Source organism: Nocardia sp. NPDC050712 (assembly GCF_040654295.1).
GTDB lineage: Bacteria > Actinomycetota > Actinomycetes > Mycobacteriales > Mycobacteriaceae > Nocardia.
The window spans coordinates 1,151,177-1,169,126 of sequence record NZ_JBFAHT010000001.1 but is presented as its reverse complement, the minus strand read 5'-3'; the positions used below and the strand labels follow the sequence as shown (position 1 = coordinate 1,169,126).

Annotated in this window: 18 protein-coding genes; 4 read left to right on the top strand and 14 right to left on the bottom strand. The window is 69.8% G+C overall.

Translation table 11 applies throughout. From position 1 onward, the window contains the following. Nucleotides 1-6 precede the first annotated feature (6 nt). Nucleotides 7-1,521, bottom strand: a complete 1,515-nt coding sequence (gene mqo / locus AB0H76_RS05615; protein ID WP_357317796.1) for a malate dehydrogenase (quinone) — start codon at nucleotides 1,519-1,521, stop codon at nucleotides 7-9. Nucleotides 1,522-1,738: 217 nt separating this feature from the next. Here mqo and AB0H76_RS05610 point away from each other — a divergent pair, with 217 nt between their 5' ends. Next, a complete protein-coding gene (locus AB0H76_RS05610) occupies nucleotides 1,739-2,791 on the top strand; it encodes an alpha/beta hydrolase (protein WP_357317794.1) in 1,053 nt (350 codons plus the stop codon). Here the strand turns inward: AB0H76_RS05610 and AB0H76_RS05605 are convergent. The 4 genes from AB0H76_RS05605 to map all read right to left on the bottom strand — a co-directional run bounded on the left by AB0H76_RS05605 (nucleotide 2,782) and on the right by map (nucleotide 6,967). After that, complete coding sequence (locus AB0H76_RS05605) at nucleotides 2,782-3,828, bottom strand: hypothetical protein (RefSeq protein ID WP_357317792.1); 1,047 nt, start codon at nucleotides 3,826-3,828, stop codon at nucleotides 2,782-2,784. The genes AB0H76_RS05610 and AB0H76_RS05605 overlap by 10 nt on opposite strands. 60 nt (nucleotides 3,829-3,888) lie before the next feature. Further along, nucleotides 3,889-4,452 carry an alpha/beta hydrolase gene (locus AB0H76_RS05600; protein WP_357317789.1) on the bottom strand — a complete coding sequence of 188 codons (564 nt, stop codon included), beginning with the start codon at nucleotides 4,450-4,452 and terminating at the stop codon, nucleotides 3,889-3,891. 63 nt (nucleotides 4,453-4,515) lie between these two features. Then, nucleotides 4,516-6,075, bottom strand: coding sequence for a cobyric acid synthase (locus AB0H76_RS05595; protein WP_357317787.1), 1,560 nt, complete (start codon nucleotides 6,073-6,075; stop codon nucleotides 4,516-4,518). Between the two features lie 28 nt (nucleotides 6,076-6,103). After that, the gene (gene map, locus AB0H76_RS05590) at nucleotides 6,104-6,967 is read right to left on the bottom strand and encodes a type I methionyl aminopeptidase (RefSeq protein WP_357317785.1); all 864 of its coding nucleotides are present in this window, start codon (nucleotides 6,965-6,967) and stop codon (nucleotides 6,104-6,106) included. Nucleotides 6,968-7,092: 125 nt separating this feature from the next. Here map and AB0H76_RS05585 point away from each other — a divergent pair, with 125 nt between their 5' ends. After that, nucleotides 7,093-8,103, top strand: a complete 1,011-nt coding sequence (locus AB0H76_RS05585; protein WP_357317783.1) for an LLM class flavin-dependent oxidoreductase — start codon at nucleotides 7,093-7,095, stop codon at nucleotides 8,101-8,103. A gap of 26 nt (nucleotides 8,104-8,129) precedes the next feature. Here AB0H76_RS05585 and AB0H76_RS05580 read toward each other — a convergent pair whose 3' ends face one another. Next, nucleotides 8,130-8,741: a DUF4126 domain-containing protein gene (locus AB0H76_RS05580; RefSeq protein ID WP_357317781.1), complete on the bottom strand. Its 612-nt coding sequence runs from the start codon at nucleotides 8,739-8,741 to the stop codon at nucleotides 8,130-8,132. A gap of 9 nt (nucleotides 8,742-8,750) precedes the next feature. Continuing rightward, nucleotides 8,751-9,311: a helix-turn-helix domain-containing protein gene (locus AB0H76_RS05575; protein WP_357317779.1), complete on the bottom strand. Its 561-nt coding sequence runs from the start codon at nucleotides 9,309-9,311 to the stop codon at nucleotides 8,751-8,753. A gap of 90 nt (nucleotides 9,312-9,401) precedes the next feature. Between AB0H76_RS05575 and AB0H76_RS05570 the strand changes: the two genes are divergently transcribed. Beyond that, nucleotides 9,402-10,229: an SDR family NAD(P)-dependent oxidoreductase gene (locus AB0H76_RS05570; protein WP_357317776.1), complete on the top strand. Its 828-nt coding sequence runs from the start codon at nucleotides 9,402-9,404 to the stop codon at nucleotides 10,227-10,229. 6 nt (nucleotides 10,230-10,235) lie between these two features. On the opposite strand, the gene AB0H76_RS05565 is transcribed toward AB0H76_RS05570, so the two are convergent. The 7 genes from AB0H76_RS05565 to AB0H76_RS05535 are packed head-to-tail and all read right to left on the bottom strand — an operon-like array spanning nucleotide 10,236 to nucleotide 16,957. After that, entirely contained in the window at nucleotides 10,236-11,078 is an 843-nt protein-coding gene (locus AB0H76_RS05565) for an EamA family transporter (protein WP_357317773.1), read from the bottom strand. A gap of 5 nt (nucleotides 11,079-11,083) precedes the next feature. Beyond that, a complete protein-coding gene (locus AB0H76_RS05560; RefSeq protein WP_357317771.1) occupies nucleotides 11,084-11,881 on the bottom strand; it encodes an ABC transporter permease subunit in 798 nt (265 codons plus the stop codon). 2 nt (nucleotides 11,882-11,883) lie between these two features. Beyond that, nucleotides 11,884-12,777, bottom strand: coding sequence for a 2-aminoethylphosphonate ABC transporter permease subunit (locus AB0H76_RS05555; RefSeq protein ID WP_357317768.1), 894 nt, complete (start codon nucleotides 12,775-12,777; stop codon nucleotides 11,884-11,886). Next, entirely contained in the window at nucleotides 12,774-13,988 is a 1,215-nt protein-coding gene (locus tag AB0H76_RS05550) for an ABC transporter ATP-binding protein (protein ID WP_357317766.1), read from the bottom strand. The genes AB0H76_RS05555 and AB0H76_RS05550 overlap by 4 nt, the downstream gene beginning before the upstream one ends. A gap of 29 nt (nucleotides 13,989-14,017) precedes the next feature. Further along, entirely contained in the window at nucleotides 14,018-15,076 is a 1,059-nt protein-coding gene (locus AB0H76_RS05545; protein WP_357317763.1) for a 2-aminoethylphosphonate ABC transporter substrate-binding protein, read from the bottom strand. A gap of 55 nt (nucleotides 15,077-15,131) precedes the next feature. Further along, entirely contained in the window at nucleotides 15,132-15,821 is a 690-nt protein-coding gene (locus tag AB0H76_RS05540) for a phosphonatase-like hydrolase (RefSeq protein ID WP_357317761.1), read from the bottom strand. A gap of 8 nt (nucleotides 15,822-15,829) precedes the next feature. After that, the gene (locus AB0H76_RS05535) at nucleotides 15,830-16,957 is read right to left on the bottom strand and encodes a TIGR03364 family FAD-dependent oxidoreductase (protein ID WP_357317758.1); all 1,128 of its coding nucleotides are present in this window, start codon (nucleotides 16,955-16,957) and stop codon (nucleotides 15,830-15,832) included. A gap of 136 nt (nucleotides 16,958-17,093) precedes the next feature. On the opposite strand from AB0H76_RS05535, the gene AB0H76_RS05530 reads away from it, so the two are divergent. Next, the gene (locus AB0H76_RS05530) at nucleotides 17,094-17,822 is read left to right on the top strand and encodes a GntR family transcriptional regulator (protein ID WP_357320419.1); all 729 of its coding nucleotides are present in this window, start codon (nucleotides 17,094-17,096) and stop codon (nucleotides 17,820-17,822) included. Nucleotides 17,823-17,950 lie beyond the last annotated feature (128 nt).

The window sequence follows — 17,950 nt, the reverse complement described above, 5'->3', positions numbered from 1 at the left end:
CCACGCCTAGCTCGTCGGCGCGACCCCCGCGTGCCGGGCCGATGTCAAATTGAGAGTCTTGGAGGTCCAATCCCACACCTCGCCGAACAGCGCCTTGTTGTCGGAGAGCTTCACGCCCAGCGACGGCACCATGTTCTGCAGCTTCGGCGCCCAGCCGGCGTACTCGGTCGGGAAGCAGCGCTGCAGCACGTCGAGCATGGCGGTGACACAGGTCGACGCGCCCGGCGAAGCGCCGAGCAGACCCGCGATGGAGCCGTCCTCGGCCGCGATCACGGCGGTGCCGAGCTCGAGCACGCCGCCCGCGCCCTTGCGGCGGATGATCTGCACGCGCTGACCGGCGGTGATGAGCTCCCAATCCCGGCCCTCGGCGCGCGGGATGAACTCCTCCATCGTGTAGACCTTGCCGGCCTGCGACTTCAGCAGCTCGCTGACCAGGTACTTGACCAGCGACAGCTCGGTGAGGCCGACGCCGAGCATGGGTGCGAGGTTGCCCGGGCGGATCGACTTGAACAGGTCGGCGTTGGAGCCGTCCTTGAGGAACTTCGGCGTCCATCCGGCGTACGGGCCGAACAGCAGCCCCGCCTCACCGTTGATGACGCGAGTGTCCAAGTGCGGCACCGACATCGGCGGCGCGCCGACGGCGGCCTTGCCGTACACCTTGGCCTCGTGCTGGGCGATCAGCTCGGGGTTGGTGCAGCGCAGGAACTGGCCGCTCACCGGGAAACCGGCGAAACCGCTGATCTCCTTGATCCCGGACTTCTGCAGCAGGTGCAGCGCGCCGCCGCCCGCGCCGACGAAGACGAACTTGGCGTTGAGGGTGCGCGCCCGGCCGGTGCGCAGGTTCTCGACCTTCACCAGCCAGCTGCCGTCGGCCTGCTTGGTCAGGTTGCGCACCTCGTGGCCGAAGGCGATGTCCGCGCCGCTCGTGCCGAGGTAGGCGAGCAGTTCCTTGGTCAGCGAACCGAAGTCGATGTCGGTGCCCGCGTCGGTCCAGTTCAGCGCGACCGGGTCGGAGTAGTCCCGCCCGCGTGCCATCAGCGGTAGTCGCCGCGCGAATTCCTCGGGGCTGTCGACGTATTCCATGCCTTCGAACAGCGGGTGCCCGGACAGCGCTTCGTAGCGCTTGCGCAGGTACTGCACGTCGTCCGCGCCGTGCACGAAACTGACGTGCGGGATCGGGTTGATGAAGCGCGACGGGTCGCCCAGAATGCCGTTCTCGACGCCGTAGGCCCAGAACTGGCGCGACACCTGGAAACGCTCGTTGATGTCGATGGCCTTGGTGACATCGACGGAGCCGTCGGCGTTCTGCGGGCTGTAGTTCAGCTCGCACAGCGCGGAGTGGCCGGTGCCCGCGTTGTTCCACGGGTCGCTGCTCTCGGCGGCGGCGGCGTCCAGGCGCTCGAACATGGAAATCGTCCACTCCGGCTGCAGCTGACGCAGCAGCGCGCCGAGAGTGGCACTCATGATGCCGGCACCGATGAGGACAACATCGGTCTTTTCAGTCATGGCAGCGTTCGGCACGGTTGATCGACTTCCTTGTCACGTCTCGCTTCCCACCGGTGAGGGTGGGCAGCGTGGGCACGGGCGCTAGGTGAACAAAAGGTTACCCCTGAGTCACCTCCCCCGATTGTGCACCTCACCGCCCCGAATACCTGCAACGAACCTGGCGAATGTGACATAGATAAAGTCCTACCCACCGCTCTTCGATCCAAGCGCGACCTGGCCTAGATTGGGTCTGGTGACGGATGAAACCTCGGTCAGCGTGTCCGACATCACTACTAAGCACTGGCATCCCGACGTGCTCGGGGCCGGTTACGAGTACCGGAGCATCCCGCTCGGGCCGGACCCGGACGGCGAGGGCGAAGCGGTGGCCACCCTGGTGCGCCATACCTCCGAGTCGGGCGCGGCCGCGACCGAAGCCACCGTGCTCTACGTGCACGGATTCACCGACTACTTCTTCCAGCAGCACCTGGCCGAGCACTTCACCAATCGCGGCCATCGGTTCTACGCGCTGGATCTGCGCAAGTGCGGGCGCTCGCTGCGCGACGGCCAGACGCCGCACTACGTCACCGATCTGGCGCTCTACGACGCGGAATTGAACGAGGCGCTGCGCATCGTCAAGGCGGAAACGGGCGCGCCGGTGCTGGTGATCGCGCACTCCACCGGCGGGCTCATCACCCCGCTCTGGCTGGACCGGCTCAACAAGGCCGGCGGCACGGCGGCCGCGGGGATCAGCGGGCTCGTGCTCAACAGCCCGTGGTTCGACCTGCAGGGCCCGTCCTACTACCGGACCGTCGGCACGCCGGTCATCAAGGCGCTGGGCCGGTTCCGTTCCATGTTCGAGCTGCCCGGCGCGAAGATCAGCACCTACGGCGACAGCCTGCACCGCACCGTCGCGGGCGAATGGGATTACAACCTGGATTGGAAGCCGCTGGCCGGTTTCCCGGTGCGGCTCGGCTGGCTGCGCGCCATCCGCGAGGGGCACGCCCGGTTGCACCGCGGCCTGGATATCGGTGTGCCCTCGCTGATCCTGCGCTCGCGCCTGACCAAGTTCGCCCGCAAGTACGGGCCCGCCGCCGACGTCGCCGACGTGGTGCTCGATGTGCGCCAGATCCAGCGCTGGGCGGGCTGCCTCGGCGATCGCACCAATATCGTCCCGGTCGACGGCGCGCGCCACGACGTGTTCCTGTCCTCGGCGCAGCCGCTGGCGCAGGCCTTCACCGAGCTCGACAACTGGCTCGATTGGCTGACCGAGTACCAGCGCAAGTCCGCGGACAGCGCTCAGCGGTAGAGCGCGGTGGCCGCGGTCGCGAACTCCTGGACCACGGCCCGGATGCCGTACACGCTGACCACGGTCCGCACCTTGCCGTAGGACAGCTCGAGGCCGCGCAGCGGGGAATCCGCCACATTGCCGTCCAGGGTGCCGTCCAGCGCGAAGTCGGCGAAGCAGTTCTCCGGCACCTCCGGCGAGGTGTGCGGCGGGCAGTAGAGCGTCCCCGGTCGGCCGCCCAGGTCGATCGGGTCGGCGAGCGAGCTGGTCACGTCGGCTTTGCCGATCTCCAGCCGGATCGTGAAGTAGTGGTCCTTGTTGTCGGCGGCCTTGGCGTAGAAGGTGCAGTCGTAGGGGGCCGAAAGGGTGATGAACCGGCCCACGCGCCAGCCCGCCGGCAGGTGCCCCGCCAGCGCGCAGGGATCGTTGCCGCCGCCCGGCAGCCGGTTCGCCGCGTACCCGCGCAGCGGCAGCTTCAAATGTTCGGCCGCGGCAAGCACTTTCGCGGCCACGGTGGCGGCGGGCAGGCAGTTGTCGCCGTCGAAGGCGTGCGCGGTGACACTGGTGTAGGTGGTGAACGTCTCACCGCCGAGGCCGCCGATCCCGGCGGCCGGAAGCTTCATCGGCACGACCAGTGCGCAGTCGGTGCCCCTGGCGTTCGGCGCGCGCAGCACCACGCCGCCGTCCACCGCGTAGTCGGCGGGCGCGTCCGGTTTACGGTCGCCGAGCTCGATCAGCAGGCGCTGGGAGTCACCGGCGCCGGACAGGACCAGCACCTGGCAGCGGTGCGGGCCGCCGTGCGGGACGACCTGGACAACGCGCCCGTACTTGCCGAGTTCGGTGCGGCTGACCAGGCCACACGGGTCGATGGTGCGCAGCACCGCGGCGGTCCGCAGATCGGCGCGCTCGCGCAGGGCCAGGTCCAGCCCGTAGTCGTCGATGGTGACCTCGGCCCGGGCCGCGGGCTCCGGGGTCGGGGTGCCCGGCATCCAGTGTGTGCAGCCGGTGCTCAGCCCCGCCGCCACGGCGAGCGCCAGCGCGCCCCGCATCCCCCGCATCGGTCCCTCGTTCTCGATCTCTCGCTCGTCCGAGCGAACAATAGATCGGAACGGTTCGTCTCACCAGGGGCTGGTGCGCAGCACGATCTCGGTGGCCAGTTCGTGGTCGGCCTCGGTGGCGACGTTGTCGACGTCGACCTGCACGACCCGGAACTCCCCGTAGATGTAGCGACCGGAGGTGTCCGCGACCGCGCGCGGCAGCCGCTTGGTGGCGATCACCGTCACCGGCACCTCCATCGGACGGCACTCCGGATCGGCGATCGAACCGTCCGGCCCCGCCACCGCCGGATGACCGTGATCGGCCACGGTCAGACTGATGAACCGCCCGAACGTGCCCGCGCACAGCCGCCAGGCGAGCTGCGCGCCCGCGCCGCGACCGGCGACGTGGGTGTAGGGCACGCCGACCTCGTCGAGGATCGCGTGGATCGCCGCCGGTTCCAGGCCGTCGACCGATTCCACCGCGATGGTGCGCAGGTCGGAATTGTGCAACCTGGCGCACACCTGGTCGAACACGTCCGCCGGGTCACCGGCGTCCGGTAGCAACAGCACGCTGTGCCGAGACTCCGGGCCGTCGACCCGCACCGTCCATTCCCGGTCCCCCACCGCGATTTGCCGAGCTTTCATGCCGGTGAACGCTACACGGCCGAGCTGAACGCGGCGGCGCGTCTCACCCAGTCGCGCCCGGCGTCACATTCCGCCGGGATCGAGTGCCGCGACACTCAGCCGGCTGGTGATCTCGGGGAGGTGGGCGGGTGCGCCGTGGTCGATGAGGTGTTCCAGCGCGGCGAGGTCGAGGTGCCGCTCGACCAGATCGGCCAGCAGGTCGAGCTGGGCCGAACGAATGTCGGCCACCGAAACATCCTCGGCGACAAGGAAACCGGAGCGGCCCGCGGCCGCCGCGACCGCGGTGAGCCAGGTGCGGCGGAACGCGTCGGATTCCATCAGGCCGTGCAGGTGGGTGCCCCAGATCACGCCGTGGACGCTGCCCTCGGGCTCGCCTTCCACCTGGAGCCAGGCCGGGTCGCCGGTGCGGGCGACGCGGCCGTGGTGGATCTCGTAGCCGCCCAGCGGAATCGGCGTCCCGGCCGACGCACCGCCGTATCCGCGGACCTGCCGCAGCACCTTGGACGCGGCGAACTCGATGTCGAGATCGAGCAGGCCCAGGCCCTCGACGTGACCCGCCCCGGACTCGACGGTGTCGGTGATGCGCGCGCCGAGCATCTGATAGCCGCCGCAGATCCCGAGGACGGGCCGGCCGGCCGCGGCGCGGGCGCGCAGAGCGTCGGCCAATCCGGTGCGGCGCAACCATTCCAGGTCGGCGACGGTGGCCTTGCTGCCCGGCAGCACAACCAGATCCGCGTCGGCCAGGCGCGACGGTTCGGTCACCCAGCGGACCGAGACGCCGGGCTCACAGGCCAGGGCTTCGATGTCGGTGGAGTTGGAGATACGGGGCAGGCGAACGGCGGCGACGGTGAGCCATTCGGTGCCGCGCGGCGGGCGCGGGCGACCGACGGGCGCGTCGGCGATCGTGCTCAGGGAGTCTTCGGCGTCGATCCAGAGGTCCTCCGCGTACGGGAGGACACCGAGGGTGGGACGACCGGTGAGTTCGGCCAGCCGATCCAGCCCGGGCTTCAGCAGGTCGACATCGCCCCGGAACTTGTTCACGATGAACGCCGAGATCAGCTGCTGGTCTTCGGGTTCCAGGACCGCGACGGTGCCGAACAGGTGGGCCAGCACGCCCCCGCGGTCGATGTCGCCGACCACCACGACCGGTAGGTGCGCCGCCCGCGCGAGGCCCATGTTCGCCAGATCGGTGGCACGCAGGTTGATCTCGGCGGGTGAGCCCGCGCCCTCGCAGATCACCACGTCGTAGTCGGCACGCAGCGAATCCAGTTCGGCGGCAACGACCGCGCGCAGATCCTGCCGGTGCTGGAAGTAGTCCCGCGCGCCGACGGTGCCGATCGCCTTGCCCCGCACCACGAGCTGGGACCGCCGATCGCTACCCGGCTTCAGCAGTACGGGATTGAACCGCACGCTCGGCGCCAGCCCGCAGGCCTGGGCCTGCAAGGCCTGCGCCCGGCCGATCTCCCCGCCGTCCAGCGTGACCACGGAGTTGTTGGACATGTTCTGCGCCTTGAACGGCGCGACCCGCACCCCGCGCCGCGCCAGCATCCGGCAAAGCCCCGCCACCACAACACTTTTCCCGGCGTCGGAGGTCGTCCCCGCCACCAGCAACGCACCCTTCACAGCGCCGCGACGCGCGGACGCGCCGGACTCACGGCAGGGTGAGGATCTCGGCGCCCGTCGCCGTGACCACCAGGGTGTGCTCGAACTGCGCGGTCCATTTGCGGTCCTTGGTGACCACGGTCCAGCCGTCGTCCCAGATCTCGTAGTCGATGCCGCCGAGGTTGATCATCGGTTCGATGGTGAAGGTCATGCCCTCTTCGATGACCGAGTCGATCGCGGGCTGGTCGTAGTGCAGGATGACCAGGCCGCTGTGGAAGGTGGGGCCGACGCCGTGGCCGGTGAAGTCGCGGACCACGCCGTAGCCGAAGCGGTTGGCGTAGGACTCGATGACGCGGCCGATGACATTGAGCGCACGCCCGGGACGCACCGCCTTGATGGCGCGCAGGGTGGCCTCCTCGGTGCGCTCCACCAGCAGCCGCACCTCCTCGTCGACATCGCCGGCCAGGTAGGTCTTGTTGGTGTCGCCGTGCACGCCGTCGATGTAGGCGGTGACGTCGATATTGACGATGTCACCGTCCTCGATCACGGTGGAGTCCGGGATGCCGTGGCAGATGACCTCGTTGAGCGAGGTGCAGCACGACTTCGGGAAGCCCTTGTACCCCAGGGTGGAGGGGTAGGCGCCGTGGTCGAGCAGGAACTCGTGCGCGATCCGGTCGAGTTCGTCGGTGGTGACGCCCGGCGCCACCGCCTGGCCGGCCGCTTCGAGCGCCTGCGCCGCGATCTTGCTCGCGACCCGCATCTTCTCGATCGTCTCCGGGGTCTGCACCCAGGGCTCGCGCCCCTCGTTCACCGTTTTCTTCCACGCGTACTCGGGCCGCTCGATCGAGCGGGGCACCTCACGGATGGGCGACTGCGTACCGGGGACGAGGGGTTTGCGGGTGCGAACTGCCATGGATCAAGCCTATCGGTCCGGGGCCGCTCGCACTCGTCAGCTCCCACGTCCCCTGCCGGAATAGATACGGACCGGGGTCCGTTTAAGCGGATAGACTAGGCCCACTCACAGACAAGGACCCTGCCGTGGAATTGGGAATGACAACCTTCGCCGAGGTCATGCCGGTCGGCGACCGGCCCGCGCCCAGCGCCGGGCAGCGGCTGCGCGAGGTGGTCGAGGAGGCCGTGGCGACCGAGCGCGTCGGCCTGGACGTCTACGGCGTCGGCGAGCATCACCGCAAGGATTTCGCCGCCTCCGCACCCGCCGTCGTCTTGGCGGCGATCGCGGCGCGCACCGAGCGCATCCAGCTGACCAGCGCGGTCACCGTGCTCAGCTCGGTCGATCCGGTCCGGGCGTACCAGGAATTCGCGACGCTGGACGGCCTGTCCAACGGCCGCGCCGAGCTGATGGCCGGACGCGGCTCGTTCACCGAGTCCTTCCCCCTGTTCGGCTACGACCTGTCGGACTACAACGAACTCTTCGAGGAGAAGCTGGCCCTGCTGCTGCACATCCGCGACGAGGGCCCGGTGACCTGGTCCGGCAAGTTCCGGGCGCCGCTGCGCGACGCGATCGTCTACCCGCGCACCGATGACCGGCCGCTGCCGGTCTGGATCGCCGTCGGCGGCAGCCCCGAATCCGTCGTCCGCGCGGGCCTGCTCGGCCTGCCGCTGGCGATCGCGATCATCGGTGGCGAGCCCGCGCGCTTCAAGCCGCTGGTCGATCTCTACCACCGGGCGCTGGCCGAGGGCGGGCACGAGAAGCAGCCGGTCGCCGTGCACGCGCACGGCTACATCGCCGACTCCGACGAGCAGGCGGTGGCCGACTTCTACGAACCCTATGCCGCCGCCATGAGCCAGATCGGCCGCGAACGCGGCTGGGGCCCGATGACCCGCCCGCAGTTCAATGCCCTGCGCTCGCAGAGCGGTTCGCTGTTCGTCGGCACTCCCGACTATGTCGCCGGGAAGATCGCCGACGTCCGCGACACCCTGGGGCTGGACCGGTTCATGCTGCACACCAGCGTCGGAACGCTCCCGCACGACAAGGTGATTCGCAATATCGAACTGCTCGGCGAGAAAGTCGCACCCCAGGTGCGCTAGCCGGTCGAGGAACCGCCCGGTCGGGGTCAGCCACCGGCCGGGCGGTACCGCGCCGCGGACCGGGCCTCGCGCCACGCCCGGAAGCGCCGCCGGGCGCGGCGAATTCGCTTGGCCAGGAACACGGCCAGGAAGATGCCGAGGATCAGCAGGACGGCCGCGATGAGCGCGGCGGCGACCGGATGGAACACCGCGAGCGTGATGACCCCGGCCACGGTCAGGTCTTCGGCGGTGCTGACCACGATATTGCTCGCGGGTTCGGGTGAGGTGTTGATCGACATGCGCAATCCGGCCTTGACCAGATGACTGACCAGCGCCGTCGTGCCGCCGACGGCCGCCGCGCCCAATTGCGGCAGCGAACCGTCCGAACCGGCGAGCAACGCGGCCACCACCGCACCCGAGGCGGGACGGATCACGGTGTGGATGGAATCCCAGAAGGTGTCGAAGTACGGGATCTTGTCGGCGACCGCCTCGATCAGGAACAGCACGCCCGCCGCGATCAGTACGTCGGTGCGCTGCAACCCTTCCGGGACGTCGTCGACCAGACCGGTCACTCCGAACAGCCCGAACAGCAGCACGACCGCGTAGGCGTTGATACCGCTGGCCCAGCCGGCGGTGAAGATCAGCGGCAGTAGAGACACAGGTCAATCCTAGAGGCGGCCGGCGTGCAGCCCCCGCAACGCGATATCGATGTGATGGCCGATCGCGTCCGGATCGGGATGCAACTGCACGATCCGGACCAGCGCGAGGAATTGGTAGGCGATGTCGGTCGCGGTGATATCCGCGGCCAGGGTGTGATCGTGCCTGGCCCGCTCGACCGCGTCGCTGCCGATCGCCGTCAAATGGGCTACGCAGGCGGCGAATTCGGCGGCCGAGGGCTGACTGTCGGCGAGGATCTCGAGCAGCGCCCGGTTACCGGCCAGGCCGGTGAGCGCGGCGGCGTAGTACGCGCGCAGCGCCTCGAGCGCGGTCGCCCCCGGGGGCAGCCGAGTTTCCGCGAGTTCCACCAGATCGGACTCGGTGATCGCGCGCAGCAGGTCCTCGCGAGTGGCGAAATGCCGGTACAGCGTGCCGATTCCGAGCCCGGCCGCTTTGGCGATGGTGCGCATATCGGCGCGCATGCCCTGTTCCTCGAGCACCCGCGCCGCCGCCGCGACGATCTGGGCCCGATTGGCCACCACGTCACGGCTCTGTCGTCGCTGCCCGGTCATGGCACCACCCTAACAATTCGGAACATCGGTTCCGTTGCGCTACGGTGGCAGCATCGGAACATGCGTTCCGATGTATCGGAAGGAGTCGCTATGCGGACCGTGGTCGTGACAGGTGGAACCGAGGGCATGGGCGCCGCGCTGGTGCGGCACTTCCTGCGCGGCGGCGATCGGGTCGTGGTCGTGGCCCGCGACCGCGCGAAGTTCGACCGCTTACTCGCGGGGCTCACCGCGGCGGGAGGGTCGGCCGGCGACCGTGCCGAGTTCGTCCGCGCCGATCTCTCCCTGGTCGCCGACAGCCGGCGGGTCGTCGCCGAGATCACCGCCCGCCATCCCCGGATCGACGCGCTGGTGCTGGCCGCCTCGTTCGTCCGGCAGCGGCGGCACGTCACCGCCGAGGGGCGGGAGGCGTCGTGGGTGCTGTTCTTCGTCTCCAAATACCTGCTGACCACCGGTCTCGCCGACGCGCTCGCGGCGAGCGATCGGCCGGTCATCGTCAATATGTCGGTGCCGGGCACCAAGGTCGACGCGATCGCGTTCGACGACCTCGAATCCGCACGGGGCTTCCGCTTCAGCCGTGCCAACGCCCAGCAGCGCCGCGCCAACGAATTACTCGGCCTCGAGCTCACCACGAACACCGCGCTGAGCTACCTCACCTGGGGCCCCAAGCGCATGGTCAAGACCAGCTTCGCCGGTGAGTACGGGGCGGCGTTGCGCCTGAGCGCGAAATTGCTCGCCCGCACCGCCGAATCACCGGACACCGCAGTCGAATCGATCATCGAGCTCCTCGCCGCCCCGCCCGCCGGACGACACGCCTATCGCGGGAACAAGCCGGTCCCGCTGGTGCACGGGCCCGACGACGCCCGCGCCGCGCAACGCCTCCGCGCTGCCGTCGACCACCCGCCGACAGCGTCCGCGTAGGGCGGATCACACGCTCATCAGGACGATCCCGGCCGCCACCACGATCGAGCTGAGCACGCGGTTGCGGCCGAAGGCTTCCTTGAACACCAGCGCGCCGATGCCCGCGGCGAGCACCACGCTGGTCTCGCGCAGCGCCTCGACCTTCGCGGCGGGCGCGAGCGAAAGCGCCACCAGGATCAGCGAATAGGACAGCAGGGCGTTGACGCCGCCGAACAGGCCGAGCTTCCAGTTGTGCCGGACATAGGTGAACGCCGCGCGCTTGCGGGCGGCGAGGGCCAGGGCCGGGATCGGAATGCTCTCGATCAGGAACAGATAGACCAGGTAGCCGAGCAGGCTCGTCGCCGCGTGCACACCGCCGGCGTCGGAGGCGGTGTATCCGGCGATCGCGAGCCCGGCCAGCACCGCGTAGGTGACCGGCAGCACCCGGATCGCCCCCAGCTTGTTCGACAAGACCAGGCTGACCACGCCGGCCGAGATCAGCGCGACCCCGGTCCAGGCCAGCGCGGTCAGCGACTGATGCAGCGCCACAACGGAAATCACCGCGACCGCCAGCGGCGGCACGCCACGCATGATCGGATACATCTGGCCGAAATCGCCGAGCTGATAGGCCTTGATCATGCACAGCCGGAACGCGGTGTTCAGCACCGTGGAGATCCCGAGGAACAGCCAGGCTTCCTTGTTGGGCGGCGCGACGAACGGCGCGGCCGCCGCGCACACCACCAGCGCGGTGGCGTCCACCATGCCCATCTGGGTGAGCCGGTCGGTGCCGGACTTGACGGCCGCGTTCCACGAGGCGTGCATGAGCGCGGAGATCAGTGCCAGCACTGTTGCGAGTAATGGGTCGGACATAGGAGCTACCGCAGTGCGGCGCGCCCCTTCACGCGGCCGAGCAGGACGAGGGCGACCAGGGTGATCAGCACCAGCAGGCTGGTACTCGCCGCGGCGGTGAAGATCTCGCCGCGGTCGGTCTGCCCGAAGATGGTGACCGGGAGCGTGCGCCAGGTGGCCGGGTACACCATGATGGTCGCGCCGAGTTCCCCCATGGACAGGGCGATCGAGAGGCCCGCCGCCGCGCCGAGGGCGGGCAGCAGCAGCGGCAGGGTCACCTGGCAGAGCACGCGGACCGGGCCCGCGCCGAGGGATTCGGCGGCCTGCCGGTAGCCGGGGTCGAGGCGGTCCAGGGCGGCGGAGACGGCGCTGAAGGCGTAGGCCAGCACCAGCACCGAATGCGCCAGGATGACAATCCATTTGGTGCCGCCGAGCAGCATCGGGCGCTCGTTGAACGCGATCAGCACACCGAGGCCGATCGCCACCGAGGGCACCGCGACCGGCAGATGGAACACCGCGTCGGTGAGCCGCCGGCACCAGCCGGGCGCTTCCCGCGCCGCCAGCGCCGCCCAGGTGCCGAGAACGAGCGCGAAAGTTCCGGCCAGCAAGGCGGTTTGCAGGCTGACGGCGAGACTGGCCGCGTCGTCACCGGTCAGCGCCTGGGAGAAGTTGGCGACACCGAGGTTCGACGGCAGCGGCCCGGTCCAGCTGCCCGCGAGCGCCGCCGCGACGACGGTGGCGATCGGGGCCAGGAACACGATCGTCAGCACGAGGCCGAAGACGCCGAGCAGCACCGCTCTACCGGTGCGGGTCCACACCAGCATGGTCAGTGTCCTTTCCGGGAGGTGAAGCGGGCGAACACGATTCGGTAGGCCGCGTACAGGGTGAGCGAGAGGACCACCTGCACGGTGGCCAGCACCGCCGCGCCGGGCAGATCGAAGGTGACGATGCCGCGGGTGTAGATCATCGCGGGCAGGGTCAGCACGCCCTTGGCGCCGGTGAACAGCACGATGCCGAACTCGTTGAGCGTCAGCAGCAGCACCAGGCTGCCCCCGGCCGCCAGCGCGGGCCAGGCCTCCGGCAGCACCACCTGGCGCAGCACTCGCCACGGCGACGCGCCCAAACTCGCGGCGACATCGAGTTGTTCGCGCGGCAACTGGGCGAACGCGGCCAGCAGCGGCCGCACCACGAACGGGGTGAAGAAGGTGATCTCCGCGGCGATCACGCCCCACGGGGTGGTGAGGAAGTTCAGCAGCGGCGTCTCGCGGCCGGTGAGCTCGGAGATCAGCGCGTTCACCGCGCCCGCGGTGCCGTAGAGGAAGGCGAAGGCCAGCGTCACCAGGAACGAGGGCAACGTCAGCACGGTATCGATGAGCCGGCCCACCACCGCCGAACCACGGAACGGCACGAAGGCGAGCACCACCGCGAGGAAGGTACCGAGCAGCAGGCACCCCGCGGTCGAGGCCACGGCGACGGAAATGGTGCGCCACAATGCATTACGGAACGATTCCGAGGCCAGCACCTCCGTCCACACCGAGCTGCCGCGTCCGGACGGCGTCACCGTCGACTCGGCGAGCACCCGGGTGATCGGATACACGGCGATGATCAGCACGACCAGGATCGGCGGCACCGTCCACAGCACGGGCCGCCAACCGCGTCGAACACCGATCGGCGCTTCGTCTCGCTCCACCGGATTTTCCAGCAGCGCGGGCGCGTTCATGCCCGCGGTCCCGTCTCGTCCACACCGGATCCCGCCGCGGTGGCGGGCGGTCGGGCACCGAGCTCGGCCGGGATGAGCACACCGGCCGGGTCCGGGAACCGCACGCCGACGACCGAATCGAGTTCGGCGGCAAGGTGACCCGGTACATCGGCGGCGATCTCATCCGGCAGCCCGTCGACCGCCAGGCGCAGGCGGGTCGTGGCGCCGCGCCAGACGCTCGCGCGCACGGTGGCCCGCAGCGCGTCCCGGTCGGTGGTCGCGCCGACGGTCAGCGTGTGCGGCCGGACGCAGAGCAGAGCCGCGGCATCCGGAGCCCATGCGGCCTTGCCCACACCGGGTTTCGGCGCCTTGGCGCGCAGCGTGTGCGTACCCGCGGTGACCAGGGCGGCGTCACCGGAGATGTGATTCACGGTGCAGGGCACCAGGTTCGCACCGCCCAGGAAGGCGGCGGTGAAATCGCTGGGTGGGCGCTGCCAGAGGTTTTCGGCGGTGTCGATGTCGACCAGCCGGGCGTCCCGCATCACCGCGATCCGGTCGGCCAGCGCCAGCGCCTCGGCCTGATCGTGGGTCACGTAGAGCATCGCGGTGTCCGGCAGCGCTTTTCGCAACTGCTGGAGTTCGCCGAGCATGGACTGGCGCAGCTGCGCGTCCAGCGCGGCGAGCGGTTCGTCGAGCAGCAGCACCTTGGGCCGGATGGCCAGGGCCCGGGCGATCGCCACCCGCTGCTGCTGACCGCCGGACAGTTCGCGCGGCAGCCGCTTGGCGTAGGCGCCCATGCCGACCATCTCCAGCGCCTCGGTGACCCGCGCGTCGATCTCCCGGCGCGGCACCCGGTGCGCCTTCAGCCCGAAGGCGACATTGCCGTGCACGGTCATGTGCGGGAACAGCGCGTAGGACTGCACGACCACCCCGATCCCGCGCTTGGCGGGTGAGAGGTCGGTGACGTCGCGGCCGGCCAGCCGGACCGCGCCCGAGGTCGGCCGGACGAATCCGGCCAGGGCCTTGAGCGCGGTCGACTTGCCGGAGCCGCTCGGTCCGAGCAGGGCGACCGTCTCCCCGGCGGCGACGCGCAAGGTGAAATCGGCCAGGGCGACCGTGGTCTTGCGACCCGTGCCGTACCGCACCCCGACCCGGTCGAACACGATGGCGGGTTCGAGGGCCGAGGACACTGTGGTCGTACTGGATTTCGTCAGCGCGTCACCGACGTTCATGATCGGTCTCCTTCTCCGAGGCTGAAAAATCAGCTGCCGGTGGCCTTTTGGTACGCGGCGACATCGCCGTCGAGCTCGGTGATCACCTTGGACCAGTCGGGGTGCACGACCTCGACGCCCTTGATCAGCGACGCCGGGGTGGGGCCGGTGCCGGTCGGGGTGACCTCGGCCAGGTCCTTGCGCGCCGAGACGGCGAACGCGTCGGGGCCGAGGGTGACCTGCACGTCCTTGCTGAGCAGGTACTCCATCAGCTTCTTGGCGGCGTCGGCGTGCGGGGCGCCCTTGGCCAGGCCCATGAAGTAGGGCAGCGACACGGTGTGCTTCTTGCCGTCGGCCGAGGCCGGGAAGAAGATGCTGAACTTCGAGCCCTTGGACTTGATCGACTCCATGTTCATCTGGACGTCGCCGTTGGCGATGAGCAGCTCACCCTTGTCGACCTTGGGCTGCAGCTTGCCGGTCGAGGAGGACGGGCCGACATTGTTGGCCTGCAACGCCTTCAGGTAGTCCAGCGCGCCCTGCTTGCCGCGCAGCGCCTGGAGCAGAATCAGCACGGCGGTGCCGTCACCGGCCTGGCCGGGCGTCGAGTACTGCAGTTTGCCCTGGTATTCCGGCTTCAGCAGGTCGTCCCAGGTGAGCTTGGACGAGTCCACCGCGGAGTTGGCGATGAAGTTGAGGTAGTTGCCGGCCAGGCTGACGTACTTGCCCTTCGGATCCTTCTCCGAGTCGGCGATGGCGGAGAGGTCGACGCCGATCGGCTGCAACAGCCCGGCGGTGTCGGCCTTCTGGATGAACGGCGGCAGCGTCACGACGACGTCGGCCTGCGGGTTGGACTGCTCCTTCTCCACCCGGTTGACCACCTCGCCGGAGCCCGCGGCCACGACGTTGACCGAGATGCCGGTCTGGGCCTTGAACTTCTCGAACTGGGTCTTGTACCAGCCGTCGAGGCCGTCGGCCGAGTAGACGGTCACGGTCTGGTCGCCGGAGCCACCGGAACCGGTGCCACCGCAGGCCGCGGTGAGCGAGACCGCGCAGACGGCGGCGAGCAGCAGGGCGGTCTTGGAGAAGAGGCGCGTTGTGGAAGTACGCACGGTTGAACAACTTTCGCTTCGTCGAGGTGGGGTGCTGGAAGGGACGGGTGGACGGTCAGGAAAGTTCGGTGCGGATCAGGTCGGCGAACTCGGTGACGGAGGGCACCACGTGGGTGGCGCCCGCGGCCCGCAGTTGCGCCTCGTCGTGCGCGCCGGTCAGGGTGCCCGCGACGATCCGCGCGCCCGCGGCCAGGCCGGTCGCGATGTCGCTGGTCGTGTCGCCCAGCACCGCGACGCGATCGACCGCGTCGGCGCCCAGGCGCAGCAAGGCGGTCAGCACCAGGTCGGGGTAGGGCCGCCCGCGACCGGCCTCGGCCGGCGCGAGGGTGAGATCGGCGATGTCGTGCCAGCCCAGCGCGGTCAGCAGCCGGTCCTGGGTGCCGCGGCTGAACCCGGTGGTCAGCGCGACCTTGACGCCGGCGGCGCGCAGCTGCTCGAAAGCCGCGGCGGCGCCGGGAATCGCGGTGACGCCGACCTCCTCGATCAACGCGTCGTAGGCGGCTTCGAAGGCGCGATTGGCCAGTTGCGCTCGGTCCTCGTCGTCGAAGAGCGCGCGGAACACCACGATCTTGGATTGCCCCATCGTGTCGAGCACGTACTGGCGTGCCCGATCCCGCTGCGGGCCTTCGGCTTCGAGGCCGGCGGCGGTCGCGGCGGCGTCGAAGGCACGCACCACCAAGCCGCCGTCGGCGACCGTGGTTCCGGCCATATCGAAGACCGCGAGCTGAATAGCGTTGTCCGGCATAGCTTTCCTCACAGGTTCAGTAGGTCGGCGGTCTGCTCGCCGAGGACGGGGCCGAGGGTCATGCCGCGCCCGCCGGGCCCGGTGATCACCCAGACGCGCTCGCTCGCGCGGGCCCGGGTGACGATGGCGGCCGGGTCGATCGACTGGCTGTACACCCCGGCCCAGCGCCGGACGACCTGCGGCAGCTTGCGGCCCAGCAGTTCCTCGGCGACCTGGGTGAGGTGCTCGTAGGGCGCCTCGTCCACGTCGAAGGCGAACGGCTCGGTGTACTCGTGGGTGTCGCCGATGGTGAGCCCGCCGTGCAGGCGCTGCACGCACAGCAGCTGCATCTTGTGCTCGGCGGCGGTGGCGGACTGGGACTGTTCGGCATTGAGCGCGTCCACTTCCGGCCCGGCGAAGCCCGGGTAGTAGCGGAAGCTGTCGCCGTCGGCGATCGCGGTGGTCAGCGGCTCGTCCAGCGGCGCGGTCTGCATCATCTGCAACCGGACCCGGCGCACCGGGATGGCGCCGACGAGCTCACGGGTCAGACCGGTGTGCGCGGCGCCCGGGCAATCGAGCACCAGATCGGCCTGGAAGGTCCGGCCCTGATCGTCGAGTACCGCGGCGCCGGAGCCGGTCTCGGTCACCGAGCGCGCCTCGGTGCCGGCGTGGAAGGTGTAGCGGCCGGTGGCGGTCATGTAGGCGCGCAGCGCGGGCAGCGCCTGCCGCGACTCCACCGCCGCATCGGTCGAACAGTGCAGTCCCGCAAGGAATTTACCGCGCAGCGCGGGATTGATCGCACGTACCCGATCGGGGTCGAGCAGTTCGAAGCCGCGCGCCTCGGCGCTCGGATCCACCGCCGCGGCCTCGGCGACCGCGAGCTCCTCGGGGGTGCGCACCAGGGTGATGGACCCGGCCGGACGGAACCCGACGCCGGGCACCTTGCCGCCGATCTCTTCCCACAGCTCCCGCGAGCGCAGGGTCAGGTCGAGTTCCGCGGCCGAGCGGCCCGAGACCCACACCAGCCCGAAGTTGCGCACGGTGGCGCCCCGCGCTTCCGGTTCCCGCTCCAGCTGCACGACCTCGTGGCCGCGGCCGATCGCGGCCAGGGCGTGGGCGGTGCCGAGGATTCCACCTCCGATGATGACCAATCGCATGGTCACTATGGTGACCAATGGTCTAGACCAACGGGTGTTTCCTGTGCGAACGCTGGGTTAACAATTGGTATAGACCAATGCCGGGTAGGCTGGCGGCATGGAAGCAACCGAGGCGAAGGGTGCCGCGCGGGCCGAAATGCCCGGCGGGAGTGCGGATTCGGTGACCCCGGGGCGGCAGCTGAAGTCGTATGTGGTGCGCACCGAGCTGGAGCGCATCCTCGCCGAACTCGAGGTGGGCGACGCCGTCCCCTCCGAGCGAGATCTCGCGGTGCGCTTCGAGGTGGCCCGGGAAACGGTCCGGCAGGCCCTGCGCGACCTGCTGGTCGAGGGCCGGATCCGGCGCCAGGGCCGCGGCACCGTGGTCTCCCGTCCGAAAATGGTGCAGCCGCTGTCGCTGCGCTCCTACACCGAGGGCGCGATCAGTCTCGGCCGCGTCCCGGGCCGGGTGGTGGTCGGCTTCGAGGATGTCCCCGCCGACGCCGACACCGCGCAGGCCCTCGGCCTCGCGCCCGGCACCCCGGTCATGCATCTGGAGCGGGTCCTGCTCGCCGACGGCGAACGCATCGGGCTGGAGAGCACCTATCTCCCCCGGGCCCGCTTCGCCGGGCTGCGCGCCGTCTACGACCCCACCACCTCGCTCTACGCCGCGGTCCGCGCCACCGGCGTGGTCTACACCTCGGCCACCGAGCGGATCGAGACCGTCCTGGCCTCCCCGCGGGAGGCGGCCCTGCTCGAATGCACCACGGCCCTGCCGCTGCTGCTGCTGAACCGGCGCAGTCTCGATCAGGACGGCGCGCCGATCGAACGCGTGCGCGCGCTGTACCGCGGCGACCGGATCGCCTTCGAGGCCCTGCTCAGCCGCTGACCACGCTGGTAAATGCCGGTGCGGCGGCAACCGGAATCGCCTAGCATCGCCGAGATATTCGAGACCGCGTGGTCCGGCGGGGCGGGAGATCCGTGGCCGGTGCGGTCCGGCGCCGACGAAGGGGATGT